A 15,018-nucleotide genomic window follows, 5' to 3' on the forward strand; every position below is an offset into this window, starting at 1 on the left:
ATATCCTCCTAGAACGGCATTTCGCCATGTGGTTTATTTGTTAAAACTGTGATTACATAATCGAGATCTAACTTTCTTATACTGTCTTTCTCTTTATCAGACATTTGTTTTAAGGTTTCGATTGCACGTTCTACTTGTTTATCTTTAATTTCAACCACATCGCTCACCCCATCCGATCGTTTTTCCGCAATCCACACAATAGTCATATTGTGGTTCCATGACCGCTTCCCCTGGGATATATCCGTAATGTGTATCAATGTTTTTATGCTTACAGTTAGCTTGCTTTTCTTTCTTTTTTTGTTCTAAAACCACTGAGCAATACTGTTCTTCATGTATTTTCGCTCCATGTTTCGTTAATAGACGCTTACCGCAATGGTCACATTGATATAGCGTTTGATTAGTAATAATCTTCATTTCCACATTCCTCCTTATTTACTTGGAAGAAACGACTGTGATATAATAGTGGTACATAATAATTTAGTCGTTTCACGGACCATTCGATTAGGCGTAGTCGAATGGTTTTCTTTTGTTTTGATGCTTTCACGCATCGGAATATCCAGGAACCTGTTTGTTAGGTGGGGGATACCATTAGATTCCTGAATATTCCGACAAGCGAAGGCTTGTCTATATTTGTAAAATAGTTGTATAATTATCCCATAAGGTTGGTGACTCGACCTTATACCCTTATACAATGAGCCACGAGCCTTCACAACTCTTGGCTCTTTCCTTATTTAGCTAGAGTTATAAACTCCTTATGCATTTCCTCAACCTTATCTGCGCTGTTATGTATCCCTCTAGCTCGTAAATCACGTATCATTTTGATGATGTTTACTTTCTCTTCTTTGTCCCGCTGCTGTTTATCCATCCATTTCATCCTTCATGATTCTTTTATCTATCCGATCCATCAAATAAATGAATCCTGCAATCCCGATAACTACCACCAATACCATGAAGTGTGAGAATGTACTTTCTTCCATCATTTAAACCGCCTCCCTATCCATTTCTGGAATGATTCCGCGTTTCGTTAGAAGTTCGTGAATGAAGAGTCTTCCTTTTTGCGTCCAACGAGTATTCATTTTTACTGATCTGCTACCATCTGAATGTGTAACATCGACCGTTTTCGATTTTGTGTAGCCTTGATTGCGATAGTTGGCATATAGTAACCATTGGTCATTCAATTTGTATTGAATCTTTTCTTTGTTTAAGATTTTGTTTAAGTTCTGTGCAGATAATCCATAATCAGCTGCTATTTGCGAGACTGTTACTGTATCCTTCGATTGAAGAATTTGGTCTAGGTATGTAATCTTTGATGCGTTTTCTGCAATCTGTTGTGTTAACATGAGATTCTTTTGTTCAGCAACCTGTCTCGCTTGTTGTTCCTGCTTGAGCTTTGATGCAAGACCGATAATTAAGTCTGGATCTTGAAGTAGAGCATTGATTGTATTTGGTGTCATGTATGCTCCATGTTTTCTAATAGAAGGAAGCACTTCGATTGCTAACCAATCTTGAAAAGCCTCTGCGATTTCGTTACTTGTTTTGAAAGCTAGCTTGTACACTAAAGGTTCTGGAATTAAATCTCCTTTCGCCACTTGTGGCGAATTCTTAGGAAGATAAGAATTAACCCTATTCCATCTCACATACTTTCTTCCGTTTTTGACATCAACTATCCCTAAACTCTTAGCAACTTGTTCTACATCGAACAACACTTCGCCATTTTCGAATTTTGCTGATACCTCAAAAATTTCATTTTTAAAATTTTGTAGTTGACTCATAATATCACTCCTTTTTATTTGTTCGAAAAAATCGAACTTAATATTTAAAAAAATATCTATTTTAATGTTATTAAGTTCGATTTATTCAACCTTTTTAAAAAGTTCTTCCACAGGTACTGAAAATACTCTAGAAATAGCAAAGGCTGCTTCTTTTCCGGGTGATTTAGTACCCTTAACATATTCACAAACCGTGCTTTTAGAGCGTTTTATCTCTTTAGCTAGTTGTATTTGTCTCATTTCGTTTTCATCAAGCAAAGCCGACAATTTTTTGTTATCAAAAATCATTTTCCTGTTCACCTCGCTTACAAGTAATACTATATCAAAAAGTTCGAAAAAAGTGAACTATTTTTTAAAAGTTTTTTATTTATTTTATTTCTATTAATCACACTATTAGAATTTATAATCTCAGAAAAGTTTGCTCTGAGCGAACTTTTATAATAAAATGAACTTAATTACTGTAACACTACTACAGTAATACTATGATATTAGTAAATTTACTTATTAACTGTACGAATATACGTTTCAATTTAATTATAAAGGGTGGATTAATTATGCGTGGGGATAGGGTAAAACAATTAAGGAAAGAAATGAAGTGGACGCAAGAAGAATTAGGAAATCGCGTTGATTTAAAGAAATCGACAATATCAGAGATAGAAAATAATAAAAAGGACGCTGGCAGAAAAGCTATTACAAAAATTGCTACAGTTCTAAATTGTACAACTGATTATTTATTAGGACTATCTGATGATCCTCAACTAAGTGGCGATCAATATTCTGATTTACGTAAGAAATTCGATGTATTACTTGAAAAATTAGAACAAAAACCTAAACACGAACAAGAGATGCTATATAAAATGATGCAAGCAGCTCTTGGTTCAGATGATTAAATGATTGTCAGCGAAATGCTAACAATCATTTTTTTTGTCCATAATGTGTAACTCTATATTAGAAACTTCTTGTTTCTTGTTCTCATCACTTGTGATTTCTCCCATTACAAGTGTCTTCCATAATACTTCAGCTAAGTTCTCTTTTTTCATCCCTAAAACCCCCAGTTTTATCTATGTAGTTTGTGAATAATTCACATTCTTTCTCTTTTTGTTTTTTTTACTAAAAACAGAAAATCCCCATAACGCACGAAATGCGACCATCTTTTTCAAGACGATCGCATTTCTATAATTATATATATTTTACCAGCCTACACCAGGATCAGACATCATAACAATATTTTCTTGTGGCGCAGCTGTCGGCTTTTTATCTTTGTCTGTAACTGGAGAAAATAGTAATGCTCCGGCTACTACTAGAGTTGGGATAATAGCTAAAATCTTTTTCATTAGACTTCACCTCTCATAAGTATATTATACCATTTTTTCAAATGAGACCCAACTCTTTTTTTGGAAATCTAGCATAAAATAGCGAGTTTTTTTCCTCAAATTTTCGTAGCCCTTGCTTTATAATTTCTCGGTCATTTTTAGCCATTCCTAAGTACACTAACTGAAACGACGATAACTTACCATTCTGTTTTTCGATATCAGCTAATGTTTCAATTGCCCTGTCATAATTTCCTGTTCTAAATTCAAAAAATGCACGTTCTCCATCTTCCATAATTCCTAATGTACCTAAATCGCGATTGTGATAAATTTTCAAAAACTGTATCGTTTTAATGATTGCTTGTTTCTTTTTAACGACTTCTTGATTGATATTGTTGTTTAGTATTTCTAAAGCTGCATTAAATAATGCCAATGATTGTTCGTAATCATCAAATATAAAAGATTCAGCTTTTAACCATAGTGCTCTTGCTTTATTTAACACTAAATGCGGTTCATCTTCACATAATTTAAGTAACTTATCACAAAGCTCCCTTGTTTCTTGGAGTTGATCACTCGTCAAATGGATAGCGGCACGTCCTTCTTTGATACGAACTCTATAACATTTCTTTATAAATTTATTTTTGATTCGAGATACCTTTTTCGCTAATTTACCCATACGTTTTTCTAACAATCTATAATCCCCTAATTGATATGAAGTGTAACAAAGCAGTATATCAATTAGTATTTGCATCTCCGGATTCTGGTTATTTTCTTTCATATCCTCAAGAGATTCATGATATTCCAATAAATCAATTTCACCTTGTGATTTTAGGTGAATCAGTTCGTACACAGACGCCCACTCTGTATTTTCATCTGTATCAGAAGACTTTTCTTTTTCAACTAAAGATGCAGCTAAGTCGATTTCACCTCTTAAAGTTAAATACTCTAATGCCTCTCGTGCATTCTCTGGTTTAGCAACATCTAAATACATTTCTAACATTCTACGTCGTGTTCCGTGATCTTCATATAACAAGACAAGCGTTTTGGTAAGATAGCATAAACTAATCTCTCTTTCACCACGAAATACATCTGAAACACCACTAACACTAATTCCCCAAACTTTTGATAATTTAGTATACGTGATTTTTCGTGACGCTAATCCAGTATCTAATTTAACGATCAGCTTATTTAAGACTTTAGCTTTTTTCTGTTTTAACAAAAGCGCTTTTTCTTCTTTGCTAATTTTTAAAGTATCATGCATGGTATTTGCTCCCCTTTTTTCGGAACAAAAGACACGTTGTACCCTGTTTTTTACATTTAAGGAAAACGCGTCACTATATCTAAGATGTGTGTTATAATTATGTATGAGACTTATGACAAGTGTTCCCCTAGGCACATTAGGGCGGACGGTGTAAGGGTGTTGGTAGCACCACTTGCACAGTCATGGGTCTTTTTTACGTCCGTTTATTTTAATGTTTTCATAATACCACATTTTTCCCAAAATTCAGTCGTGTAGTTATCAGACAATTGTTGAGAAAGTTGAGAAACCGCTGTATACCAACGTTTTTAAGCGGTGTAAAAATAAAATATGCAAATATGCATGGAACGTATAAAAGACTTCACATGCATATTTTACCACAAAAACACGAACTTTTGTTCTATTTTCTTTTTTAAAAAAGAAACTTATACTACCATTTTATCATTAAAGGTAGTTAACCGACCATAAATAGTAGTATAGTTGTTTAGTATTTATACTTTAAACTATGAGACACTTTGGACAGATTCTAAAAAAACTAAGGAAGTCACGCGGCTTAACTCAAGAGCAACTTTCCCACAAGTTAAACTTGAGCAGGAGCCAAATCAAGAATTGGGAAACTGATCGATACCAACCAGATATAGATACTTTGGTTATTATCGCATCCTTCTTCAATGTCTCGGTAGACGTACTTATCGGCTTCAAGAGCGATTTTGAAGATGAACCACTACAAGAACTATTATCTAATGTTCAAGCAACGTATACGGCGTTAAATGAACATCAGAGAGAACGTTTTTGCAAGCAAGTTTCCGTATTAATCGATATGCTTGAGGATAATCAAGATATATTCTGATTTAAGTACATTGTAGAAGAAATGTTTTCCAATGGAAAGAGGTAAAATTTTACATAATTTTACCAATCCTACCAAGAGAGCCATTCGGTTCTCTTTTTTTATTTTCATTCGACAAAATATGACAATATACAAATAATTTGTTTGCTAACATGAGATGAGAAATTTTACGTTTTAGCTTATATAACTAATACATAATGGGGGTAACACAATGAAACGCACATTACTTACAGCATTAACATGTAGCGCATTACTTATGGGACTATCTGCTTGTGGTTCAAATGATAAGACTACAACTGAATCAAAATCATCTGAGCCAACTTACAAAAAAGAAGAGACAAAACCTAAAGAAAAATTCGCCTTTCAAGATATGACTACAGATCAATACCTAAAAAACTACAACAAGATTAAAGATGAGTTAGCTGGCCAAGGCATTCAGGTACTGCCTTTTAACCTTGAACTTGAAGAAAGTACTAATACTCATCGATTTTATTACACAAAAGAAGAAGACTATGCTAAAACAGATACCAAGTGGGTTAGTGTGAACTTAAGAAGAGACGGCAAGACAATTGACAGTATGTTATATAATGGAGCGCCAGACCTTAACACTATTAAAGCTATGATCAAAGCTACGGGGGTAACATGGTCAGAGAAACTAGAAAAAATGGTCGAAGGAAAAGAATCTAATAAAGATAGTGAGAACATGATGGTTGACGGTGTAAGAATTTCTATTTTCGGAAGTCCTACAGATATCAATGTTTCAATAGATGCACCACCAAGTGCTTAATATAAGTACCTAACAGCATACGAAAGTATGATTTTTCTCAATGTCTAAAACAACTTAACATGGTAAAATAATATTGGATGGGATTCCAATACATATTATTAAAATTAAAGTGGTTCAAGTCGGAGGAAGGCACCTTAGGGTGTCTTTTCTTTTAATAAAAAGACGCATAAAGCGTCTTGAACTTGCTATTTTACTATTAAATACTTGCTTGTTGTCGTGCTTCTTTATCTAATAAATCTTGAGAAACAACAGCCCATCGTCCATTAGATAATTCAAAGACAGCTTCATCACAATCTTCTACCATATAACCCATTACAGTTTGTCCATCCTTTAATTCTTCTGTAGTAACTCTGCCCATTTTTAATAATGTCTCAATAATTGCTTCCTTATCTTGATCATCAATAAAATAATAATTAAAAATAGCTTCATCATTTTCAAATAACATTATTTCTTCCCAATCTAATATATTAACATCACATTCAAAATAATTAGAAATCACTGCGATATCGTCTTCTGTAAAACCTTTTTCTTTAAGTTCTATCTCTAATAGCATATTCATTCAATCCCCATTTCCATTAATTTATCTAATACTAGGATAACACCTTCATATCAACTTTTGTTGACGAGTTAACAAACTTACCTAAATAAATTTCACGTACTATATCTGTTGTGTAAAACCAAATTCAGTAATAAGGCCTATTCTACCATTCGTCCCCTTATCCTCTAACCAAATAAGTTATAATTTCTTTATTTATTCCTCTATCTTAGTGAGTAAGTCCCCCAGGTCTTAAACAATCTCATGTTTTTCTGCTTTTCTTCGTATTTAAGCTTGACTGAAGGCCTTGAAGGTTTTTATCATGTGGGAACGATTATGGAATACGGCTGGAAGGCAGATTTATCCCCTACTTTGAAAGATCACAAAAAAAGTAATCAATCAAAATAGATGGATAAGCGTCTTGTTTTCGCCATGCGGTCACTTATAAGGTATCCGTATGTATAGACCCTGTTCACTCAGCGATTTTCACCGCATACATCCTTTTCCTATGGCTTGTCCTTGTAATATCGTCCCTACACGACAAACTGAATGTACTCCCTAGCACCTTGATGCTAACGATAACCACCCGAACCTTTTAGAGAATCGTCCCTGGGCAAGTTCTCGCCCTCCCTCACCAGAAGAACAGGATTCCAATGAGGGGTGCTGTTTTTGTAGGCGCATACTCTGTACCCCCTGCACGACCAACAGCTAGCCACGCACGTAACACGTTCCCTCTATATAGAAGCACGGGATTACGGCTTATCAGTTTTTATTTACGTGGTTTCAGGCAATTCCACGCGAACAAAAACAAAAAGGCATCCCAAATTCCTAAATGGCCTGTAGATCCACAAGACTTCTAGGTTTAGAGATGCCCGTTATATATCTTTTGGACTATAAATTAATCAAAACTAGTATTTACTAGTTGATATTTATCCAAACAATAGATAAAATGGGTATATCAAAGAAGCCTCGTGAAAAGGCATAGTTGTTTAAGGTTAGTGGTGGTACACTTCTTAAACGTTAACACTGTCGGTTAATACAGTTAATTTCTAGCCAAGTGGTGGTACACTTGCTAGAGCTAGTCATTCCCGCTAAAGGTTGGTAGCCATTAGCATATGGGAGTGGCTTTTTGTTTTGTGTTCATATTTAATTGTTTTTTTATATCTTTCAATCTTCATGATTTTCGTTTATGTAAAATATCAAATTATGTTTTGTTTTGTAGAATGTTGCTTGTTGTGTACTACGTTACAACAAGCATTATCCTTTGTAAACAGCGAATTTGCACACTTTCTGAATAATATCCCTATTTCCCTATTTCCCTATTTCCACTTATAGATATAGGGATATTTCCCCTTTTCCCTATATCTATATTTCCCTATTTTTATTATTTTTGCGTCTACTATCTCCTCTACAAAAATTCAGATTTATTACTTAAATTCTTCTACTTCATACAACTGAAAAATCTTTTAATATCAACGTTTCTGTTATTAATTACTAACTCTATGATTCTATTGCATAACCCTAATATCATTGTTATAATTTCTTTAAAGATATAGAAATATCCCTATTTCTATAGTTAGAAATATCCCTATTTCCCTATTTCTATTTTTCCCTATTTCTATAAAGGGATATAGGGAAATTTCAAAAACTATAACTGGAGTGTTAAAAATGGCTATTACAATTACGGTAGGTAATTACAAAGGTGGAGTCGGTAAAACCACAAATGCTGTATTGAACTCTTATGAATTTGCTAAAAAGGGCAAGCGTACATTACTTGTTGACCTGGATCCACAAAGTAACGCAACAAAATCTTTAATGCTAACAAAGTCGATCCTTAATCCTGATGAAATCGTTACTGTTGAAAAGACATTAATGAAAGGTATACAAGAGGGGAACTTAGATGGCTTAGAAGTAGAAATTACAGATAACTTATATTTAATTCCTTCTTACGTTGATTTCCAGGACTTCGCAAAATTCCTTTATAAAAATTGTTCTTCGGAAGCTGAGGAAGATTATTACTTTAGAGGATTGCTTGAAAAGATAAAGCATAAATACGACTACATATTTATCGATGTTCCTCCAATGTCATTAGAAGTTACAAAGAACGCCGTTGTAGCTTCTGATTATGTTCTAATCGCTCTACAAACACAAGAACGTTCTCTTACTGGTGCTGAGAATTATGTTAATGAGCTTATCAAGTTAAAAGAGCAATATGACCTTGATATTGAAGTAGTTGGTATTCTTCCCGTCCTATTAAAAAACAACGGTAAGGTTGACGAATATATCATGGAGAACGCTCGTGAAATTTTTGGTGAAGAAAACCTATTCAAAAACATCGTCCCTCAAATGGAGCGTATTAAACGATTTGATGTTAATGGTATTACTGAAAAAGATAGACATGATATGAATGTAATTGAACTATACGAAACAATTAGTGATGAATTATTATCTCGTATTGATATGTTTGAAAAAATGAAGGTTGGTGTGTAAAATGGCGAGAACTCCTGGTTTACTAGGTAGAAAGAAAAGTAACTTTGAACCTACTGAGCCTTATGTACCAGAGCAAGGACAAGATACAGTGGAAAATAACGAGGTTCCAGTTACTCCTTCTCAACCTAAGACTGAAGAAAAACAAGTAACTCGAAAAGAAAAAAGAAACGAAAAAGCTGAATCAAAAAAGAAGTTTAAAAATCAGCAAGGTAGCATTAAAATTTCTAATCAATCAAAAGAAGAATTAGAAGTATTAATGAAACTTACAAACACAAAATTCGCTTATGAAATCATTGATTTACTTATAGACCGCTATGTAGAAAATGAGCTAACACCTGAACAGAAAAGGAAATTCAAGTTGTTAACAGAGATTTAAAAATATAGAAATATCCCTATTTCTATAAAGGGATATTTCTATATTTTCGTCTTCCCTTCTATATAACAAGCGAAGTAGTTTTATCAGTTTAAGATAAAAAAACTAAATAGGAGTGGTGTACCTGTGGAAAATAAGAGTAATTCTTTTGTAGTGACTTTGACGCCTATTACCGAAAGTTCAGATTCAACTATTCAAAGTAATCATACTGACATAGAAAAGGAAAAGCTCTTTGAAAAACCTAAGAGAAAACTTACTACGAAAGAGTTGCCGAAATCTTTCCGTGTCTCATTAGAAACACATACAGCAATTTCAACACTCGCTACAATTGAAGATATGAAAATTTATGAAGTAATAAATATGTTAATCGAAGAAAAAGTTGCCGCATTACCTGCACCAAAACAAACTCTAGTAAGAAATGCTGTAAAACAAGTACTTGAAGTAAAGAAAAATCAAGAATAGGTATGAGTTAATAAAATTATTTCTGCAAGAAAATAAGTCCTACTTTTTGTAGGGCTTATTTTTTATAGTTAAGTTCTCCTCATAACCACCACTAGCTCGTTTACAAAACTTTCCTTATTGGTAGTTGATAAATATTGGCTTATTTGTCTTATAAGTTAAATTGAAAACAATTAGATTCTAAAATATTTCAGTTCTTTTTGTATGATATTCAAAGCAAATCCCTCTCGTTCTCGAAAGGGGTTATTTGATTCGTTCGAAGATAAGCTCAAAATATTGCGCGTATCCTGCGATTGATGGTGCAAAGATTTGAACAAATTTCCAACCGTCTTCAGCATGTTCGGCAATAATACGCTTATAATCTTCTTTAGGTTCCCCTTTCCAGTTATTAACTTCGACTTTCACGAATTTGTAATCGTACATATCCTTTCCCCCTTTTCCTAATTGTACCATTCCGAAGAATCGATTTGTTATGATTTTTGGATGTATATGGTATTCGCATTTAGTTAATATAACGTAACATTATCGGTAGCAACAAAAAAGGTGAATCCCTACTTTCAAGAGGAATCCACTCTTTCTATTTCTACAACTCTATTTTTATACGTTCCTCTTCTTGCTCTTACCAGTACCTCCACCATTGGCTTATTTACATACTTTTCGTTATTGGAAGTTACTTTTCAAGTATTAATAGACGGTCAAGTTCAGTTTTGTGATAACTCCACACGCTCAAAGTGTTCAACTGTTGGAAATGGATCATAAAAGTGATGCAATAATGCTTTCCACTCTTGATATTGTTCAGATTGACGAAATCCTATTGTGTGGTCTTCTAAAGTTTCCCATCGCACAATGAGCAAATATTTTCCTTTCTGCTCCATACAACGTTGTAATTCATGATTTATGTATCCTTGCATGGAAGAGATGATTGAAGATGCTTGCTTAAATACTGATTCATACTCCGTTTCCATACCGTCTTTTATTTGCAACATGACTGCTTCTAAAATCATTTTGAAGTCCTCCTCTTCTTGACCTCACCAGAACCGCCACCACGGCTTTTTCTTCTCTTTCGCTGCAGCAACCTCATCCCGAAATTCCTGCATCATTCTCTTCGTTTCCTGCATCTCACGAAGTGTCTTCATAAGTGTCTCATCCCGCGCTTCCAATCGCTTTTCCACTCGCTCATTATGCGCTTCTACACTCGCTTTGATTTCCTCGTTACTCTGCTTTGCCTGCTCACTCAATCGCTTCTCCATCGCTAACATGCTCTGATTCATTTCTTGCGCCATAACGCTGTACTGTTCCTGTAGTTGCTGTTTAATATGGAATGGCACTAAATCCGTTTCCTCAACCTCTTCTTGAATCAGATCCGGATTAACTTTCTCTATTTGCTGCGCTATCATCTTCGCTGCCTTCTCTAGCGTCATACCGTCATGCTTACTCAGCTCAATTAATTTCTCAATCACCATAATGTCACTGTCTGTGTATTGGCGTCTGCCACGATTATCTTTCTTTACTGCGAATCCTTCACGTGACAATACTTCCATGTACTTTCTAAGGGTGCTATCACTTATTCCTAGTCGTTTGTATACTTCACTAGCAGAATAAACAATTTCGTCCGTCATAGCGTCACAACACCTCCTAATGAGAGTATTCCATGAGGGGTGAAAAATTCCTGCGAGTGACTTTCAATTAATGAACAAACGCCTTGGTGTGATATAATAAAAATAAGAAAATTAAGAGAAATTATGAGAGAAAAGAGGAAAAGCAATGGCAGTAACAGGGGAATGCGCTTTATGTAAAAGAGAGTCTGAACTTAAACTTAGTCATATTATTCCTAAGTTTATATTTCGTGCGTTGAAAAGGGATTCTTTTACAGGGAAATTAAGATTATCTTCAGAACCAAATAGATCTATACAAGATGGTGAGAAAATGCATCTTTTGTGTGGAGAATGCGAGCAAATTTTTAGCGACTCAGAGAGAAGGTTTTCTAACGGGATATATGTACCGTTTAAAAACGATGGTTTTAATAATACACTAAGGTACGATGGAGATTGGCTGTGTAGATTTATCACTTCTGTTAATTGGCGAATTCTTTATTTAGATATTAAGTGGTTAGAAGAAGATACAAGCCGCATTGACGAAACGAAATTATCTTTACTAAAGAAAACCGAAAAAATAATGCGTGAGTATTTATTAAAACAACGTATGAATATAGATTATATAGAAAATCATATCTTCTTCTTTGATACGGTTGAACAGGCTGTTGGTGTCACAAATCCTCATGCGACCATGCAAGGTAGCGTTTTTGGATATAGCGTAGGGAAAGACGATAGTTACTATGTGTTTACTAATTTAGCAGGAATTTGGATTGTAACTATTATTCAAAAACACCCAAAAGAGAAATGGCGTAATACTTTTGTGAAAAATGAACCAGGTAGATTAAGACCCCCTCAAAACATTGAAAGCCCAGTTACTTCAGAGATTGAGCATATAGAAGGGTTAAGAAATCAATTTACAGAGGGCTTATCAGAAAAACAACAGAAACAGATAGAAGATAAGATTTTAAATGATATAGAAGGGTTTATGAAGAGCAATAGTTATAAAAGAATTATGATGGACCGAAAACTAAAATAAAAAAGCCCTGATATAGGGCTTTTGATTCTATATTGCACATTAAATTCATAACATGTATATTGTCTGTTACCCTTGTAACTCTTCCTAGCATTGGCTTTACAAACTGGGTGTGCTGTTTAGTTAAGGAAGAGTTACTATTAGATTGCTTTAGCAATCTCAACAAGCAACCTCATAAACAACGGAATCATTTGAACTACAATATAACCAATCCCTGCACGACTTATTAGCGAGAATCCGCGCTCCTGGCTACCTACCATAATAAACAAACCACCGCATAACGCTACAACGGATGCAATTGGATAGGATACTGCCTTAATCAAGAAGATAACTGGCTCAAATGCATTTACAATGCGATTATATAATTGACCGTCTATATAATTTTTAATTGCTCCATCATTGGAATGTACGTCTTTAAATACTTCATTTACATCTGGATTATTACCATCAGCAAATACATGAGGAATATCTATAATTTGACTGAATATAATAGCACTGCCGATCACTATACTTATTCGCGCCGCCACGGGTGCGTATTTTTTTGCTTTCTTTTTGAACAAGCCCCACTTTTTCTTCGCGCCATAGTTACCATCCATAAAATCCTTGATGCTCATTGTCTCTGCTGCCATATGGACCATCTCCCTATTTTTAGTGGAAATCAGTAACCGTAAATATATTGCAATCCAATCCTTCGCAAAGCTTCTGGAGTTGTTTTCTGCGGTATTCCGTCGTGGTGTACCAGATAAATTTAGGAGGCTTATCAAATACATTGCATTCAATTAATTTGCGATACTTCTGCATCTTGATACGATTCGCGCTCATCTTTTGCTCATGATCCACCTCTACAATGTGATAACGGCCATTATCCGTGAATAGTGCATCTGCAATTATAGAAACGATACCTTTAACATTCATTTTCACTTCTTGTTTCCACGTTTTCGGACATTCGTAAGCAATGTAGATATCATTTCGCATGATGTAGTGGCGGAACTGATTAGAACGCTTGAGTATCTTCTTACTTCCGATACGTTCGCGCCCTTCCTTGTTGAGATAGTACACTTTCTCTCCATCCCTAAAGCTAGAAACATATTCTTCAAGAGATTTCATTACACGGGAAGCATTTCTGTCACCCCCAAGATCATGAAGTACCTGGATTTGTTTTCTACTAAGAAAGCCGAGTTTCTTCAAGCTCAAGAGTATACTTTCTGTTCTCGCTTCCTTCATGGCTAGTTTTTGCATCTTCATGCTCCTTCCTCGCTCTTATGTTGATATGTGGCTTTATGATGTTATCAATCTGCTTATTATCGATATAGACAGTCTGTAAGACCTTCTTTTCGTTCGTTTGATATATAGCCCTCCCTTTTATGTTGGGAAGACTCTCTGCACCGCCCTCATCTAATACGGCACGGCTCCCTGCCTCTGTTTGTAATCTAAAGCAAACACGAGCACCAATATTTTGACGCAGTTGTGACGGCATAGCGCTATTCGTCGGATATTGGGTTGCATATATTAAACGGAATCCAGCCGCCCTGCCACGACGACCAATATCAACAATAATGTCCTGGCACTCCTGGTATGGCGCTATATCGGCTGCTTCATCTACGATTACAAAATACCGTACTGGATCCCCGGCTTCTTTTATATCTTCGTATCCTTTTTCTAGTAAGTATTCGTTTCTAGCATTCAGTTTATCTTGCAATTCCTTTAGAGTCTTAAGGGCTTCCTCTGGATTCTTCGCAATTGATTCGACTTGGTTTAAGAATCGGTAACGGTTGAAAGAGAGACCACCCTTCAAATCTATAAGGAATAGCTTTATATTTTCTGATTGGTTGCGTACCAAGGATGTAATGATGAGCTTTAGTACATTAGATTTACCCATATCCGTCATGCCGGCCGAAATCATGTGTGATAACTGGTCAAAGTCGTGTTTTACTAATCCGCCCCTTGTATAACCAATAGGCACTTCCCATCCTCTGCACTGCCTCATCATATCTTCTTCAAACTTCACAAAATTAGGAATCCCTTTCTCGTAAACACGTATTTTTAACAAACCATCATAAGACAGCTCAATTTCCTTTCTAACGAGTTTTTTCTTGTTTATGATGTTTTGTATTTGCTTTAAGATATCTTTTCGCAGTCGAAGAGATTTGAAGTCTTGTAGTTTAAAATCATAAACTTTGCTCTTGTGGTTTAATCCATCCTCTAAATGTTGTATTTTTTGTTCAAAATCGGAGAAGCTAAGACCAAGCGGAATCCTATACGCATATTCAACTCCCCAATCATTCCTTGTCTTACGGAGTAGCTGTATAGTCCTGGTCTCTTTCCCTTCTTTTACTTTTAATCCGCAGTTAGCGCATATTCTTTGAATCTTGGAGGCATCATTTGTCGCTCCTTTTTGATGCATTTTTGATAGAAAGACTACACCACCAACTGCAGCTGAACTTACTAACTCAAATATCAATGTTCAAACACCACCCTTCTTTATGTATTCTGCAAGAATAGTCCCTGAAGATTAGAAGAGATAAAAACAGCTATGAATCATTGAAAATACTATTTTTTTTC

At 35.0% G+C, this 15,018-nt stretch carries 23 protein-coding genes; 7 read left to right on the plus strand and 16 right to left on the minus strand.

Annotated features, from left to right (window positions below; all coding sequences use genetic code 11):
• Window positions 1–8 precede the first annotated feature (8 nt).
• The 6 genes from ACZ76X_RS28195 to ACZ76X_RS28220 all read right to left on the minus strand — a co-directional run bounded on the left by ACZ76X_RS28195 (window position 9) and on the right by ACZ76X_RS28220 (window position 2,057).
• Entirely contained in the window at window positions 9–158 is a 150-nt protein-coding gene (locus ACZ76X_RS28195; RefSeq protein WP_176543948.1) for a hypothetical protein, read from the minus strand.
• Entirely contained in the window at window positions 151–414 is a 264-nt protein-coding gene (locus ACZ76X_RS28200) for a hypothetical protein (RefSeq protein WP_479852392.1), read from the minus strand. Before ACZ76X_RS28200 ends, ACZ76X_RS28195 begins: the two co-directional genes overlap by 8 nt.
• 313 nt (window positions 415–727) lie before the next feature.
• Entirely contained in the window at window positions 728–865 is a 138-nt protein-coding gene (locus ACZ76X_RS28205; RefSeq protein WP_176523131.1) for a hypothetical protein, read from the minus strand.
• Window positions 858–980, minus strand: coding sequence for a hypothetical protein (locus ACZ76X_RS28210; RefSeq protein ID WP_479852393.1), 123 nt, complete (start codon window positions 978–980; stop codon window positions 858–860). Before ACZ76X_RS28210 ends, ACZ76X_RS28205 begins: the two co-directional genes overlap by 8 nt.
• On the minus strand, window positions 981–1,772 hold the full coding sequence (locus ACZ76X_RS28215; RefSeq protein ID WP_479852394.1) for a phage antirepressor KilAC domain-containing protein: 792 nt from the start codon (window positions 1,770–1,772) through the stop codon (window positions 981–983).
• 81 nt (window positions 1,773–1,853) lie between these two features.
• Entirely contained in the window at window positions 1,854–2,057 is a 204-nt protein-coding gene (locus ACZ76X_RS28220; RefSeq protein WP_479852395.1) for a helix-turn-helix transcriptional regulator, read from the minus strand.
• Between the two features lie 266 nt (window positions 2,058–2,323).
• On the opposite strand from ACZ76X_RS28220, the gene ACZ76X_RS28225 reads away from it, so the two are divergent.
• Complete coding sequence (locus ACZ76X_RS28225) at window positions 2,324–2,659, plus strand: helix-turn-helix domain-containing protein (RefSeq protein ID WP_098313049.1); 336 nt, start codon at window positions 2,324–2,326, stop codon at window positions 2,657–2,659.
• 18 nt (window positions 2,660–2,677) lie between these two features.
• Here ACZ76X_RS28225 and ACZ76X_RS28230 read toward each other — a convergent pair whose 3' ends face one another.
• The 3 genes from ACZ76X_RS28230 to ACZ76X_RS28240 form a co-directional block, all read right to left on the minus strand.
• Window positions 2,678–2,809 (minus strand): hypothetical protein, encoded by a 132-nt coding sequence (locus ACZ76X_RS28230; protein WP_257206035.1) that lies wholly within the window; start codon window positions 2,807–2,809, stop codon window positions 2,678–2,680.
• 150 nt (window positions 2,810–2,959) lie between these two features.
• Entirely contained in the window at window positions 2,960–3,103 is a 144-nt protein-coding gene (locus tag ACZ76X_RS28235; RefSeq protein ID WP_479852396.1) for a hypothetical protein, read from the minus strand.
• A gap of 37 nt (window positions 3,104–3,140) precedes the next feature.
• A complete protein-coding gene (locus tag ACZ76X_RS28240) occupies window positions 3,141–4,340 on the minus strand; it encodes an AimR family lysis-lysogeny pheromone receptor (protein ID WP_479852397.1) in 1,200 nt (399 codons plus the stop codon).
• Between the two features lie 502 nt (window positions 4,341–4,842).
• Between ACZ76X_RS28240 and ACZ76X_RS28245 the strand changes: the two genes are divergently transcribed.
• Together ACZ76X_RS28245 and ACZ76X_RS28250 are read left to right on the plus strand one after the other, a co-directional pair.
• Entirely contained in the window at window positions 4,843–5,187 is a 345-nt protein-coding gene (locus ACZ76X_RS28245) for a helix-turn-helix domain-containing protein (RefSeq protein WP_400576433.1), read from the plus strand.
• A 208-nt stretch (window positions 5,188–5,395) separates the two neighbouring features.
• The gene (locus ACZ76X_RS28250) at window positions 5,396–5,971 is read left to right on the plus strand and encodes a hypothetical protein (RefSeq protein WP_479852398.1); all 576 of its coding nucleotides are present in this window, start codon (window positions 5,396–5,398) and stop codon (window positions 5,969–5,971) included.
• Between the two features lie 196 nt (window positions 5,972–6,167).
• Here ACZ76X_RS28250 and ACZ76X_RS28255 read toward each other — a convergent pair whose 3' ends face one another.
• A complete protein-coding gene (locus ACZ76X_RS28255) occupies window positions 6,168–6,530 on the minus strand; it encodes a hypothetical protein (protein ID WP_479852399.1) in 363 nt (120 codons plus the stop codon).
• Between the two features lie 1,644 nt (window positions 6,531–8,174).
• On the opposite strand from ACZ76X_RS28255, the gene ACZ76X_RS28260 reads away from it, so the two are divergent.
• The 3 genes from ACZ76X_RS28260 to ACZ76X_RS28270 all read left to right on the plus strand — a co-directional run bounded on the left by ACZ76X_RS28260 (window position 8,175) and on the right by ACZ76X_RS28270 (window position 9,831).
• Entirely contained in the window at window positions 8,175–8,996 is an 822-nt protein-coding gene (locus tag ACZ76X_RS28260) for a ParA family protein (protein WP_144474013.1), read from the plus strand.
• Window position 8,997: 1 nt separating this feature from the next.
• Window positions 8,998–9,372 carry a hypothetical protein gene (locus ACZ76X_RS28265; RefSeq protein ID WP_479852400.1) on the plus strand — a complete coding sequence of 125 codons (375 nt, stop codon included), beginning with the start codon at window positions 8,998–9,000 and terminating at the stop codon, window positions 9,370–9,372.
• 156 nt (window positions 9,373–9,528) lie between these two features.
• Window positions 9,529–9,831: a hypothetical protein gene (locus tag ACZ76X_RS28270; RefSeq protein ID WP_479852406.1), complete on the plus strand. Its 303-nt coding sequence runs from the start codon at window positions 9,529–9,531 to the stop codon at window positions 9,829–9,831.
• A gap of 240 nt (window positions 9,832–10,071) precedes the next feature.
• Here ACZ76X_RS28270 and ACZ76X_RS28275 read toward each other — a convergent pair whose 3' ends face one another.
• The 3 genes from ACZ76X_RS28275 to ACZ76X_RS28285 all read right to left on the minus strand — a co-directional run bounded on the left by ACZ76X_RS28275 (window position 10,072) and on the right by ACZ76X_RS28285 (window position 11,447).
• Window positions 10,072–10,251: a DUF4177 domain-containing protein gene (locus ACZ76X_RS28275; RefSeq protein ID WP_479852401.1), complete on the minus strand. Its 180-nt coding sequence runs from the start codon at window positions 10,249–10,251 to the stop codon at window positions 10,072–10,074.
• A 278-nt stretch (window positions 10,252–10,529) separates the two neighbouring features.
• Entirely contained in the window at window positions 10,530–10,832 is a 303-nt protein-coding gene (locus ACZ76X_RS28280; protein ID WP_098830257.1) for an antibiotic biosynthesis monooxygenase family protein, read from the minus strand.
• Between the two features lie 24 nt (window positions 10,833–10,856).
• The gene (locus ACZ76X_RS28285; protein ID WP_479852402.1) at window positions 10,857–11,447 is read right to left on the minus strand and encodes a DUF3967 domain-containing protein; all 591 of its coding nucleotides are present in this window, start codon (window positions 11,445–11,447) and stop codon (window positions 10,857–10,859) included.
• 145 nt (window positions 11,448–11,592) lie between these two features.
• Between ACZ76X_RS28285 and ACZ76X_RS28290 the strand changes: the two genes are divergently transcribed.
• Window positions 11,593–12,459, plus strand: coding sequence for a hypothetical protein (locus ACZ76X_RS28290; protein ID WP_479852403.1), 867 nt, complete (start codon window positions 11,593–11,595; stop codon window positions 12,457–12,459).
• A 137-nt stretch (window positions 12,460–12,596) separates the two neighbouring features.
• Here the strand turns inward: ACZ76X_RS28290 and ACZ76X_RS28295 are convergent, their stop codons facing one another.
• From ACZ76X_RS28295 to ACZ76X_RS28305, 3 genes are read right to left on the minus strand one after another with little or no spacing between them, the layout of a single operon-like run.
• The gene (locus tag ACZ76X_RS28295; protein WP_479852407.1) at window positions 12,597–13,085 is read right to left on the minus strand and encodes a hypothetical protein; all 489 of its coding nucleotides are present in this window, start codon (window positions 13,083–13,085) and stop codon (window positions 12,597–12,599) included.
• 19 nt (window positions 13,086–13,104) lie between these two features.
• Complete coding sequence (locus ACZ76X_RS28300; RefSeq protein WP_479852408.1) at window positions 13,105–13,650, minus strand: replication-relaxation family protein; 546 nt, start codon at window positions 13,648–13,650, stop codon at window positions 13,105–13,107.
• Window positions 13,622–14,917, minus strand: coding sequence for an FtsK/SpoIIIE domain-containing protein (locus ACZ76X_RS28305; RefSeq protein ID WP_479852404.1), 1,296 nt, complete (start codon window positions 14,915–14,917; stop codon window positions 13,622–13,624). The genes ACZ76X_RS28300 and ACZ76X_RS28305 overlap by 29 nt, the downstream gene beginning before the upstream one ends.
• Window positions 14,918–15,018 lie beyond the last annotated feature (101 nt).

The sequence above is a fragment of the Bacillus sp. BC05(2025) genome (assembly GCF_056725905.1).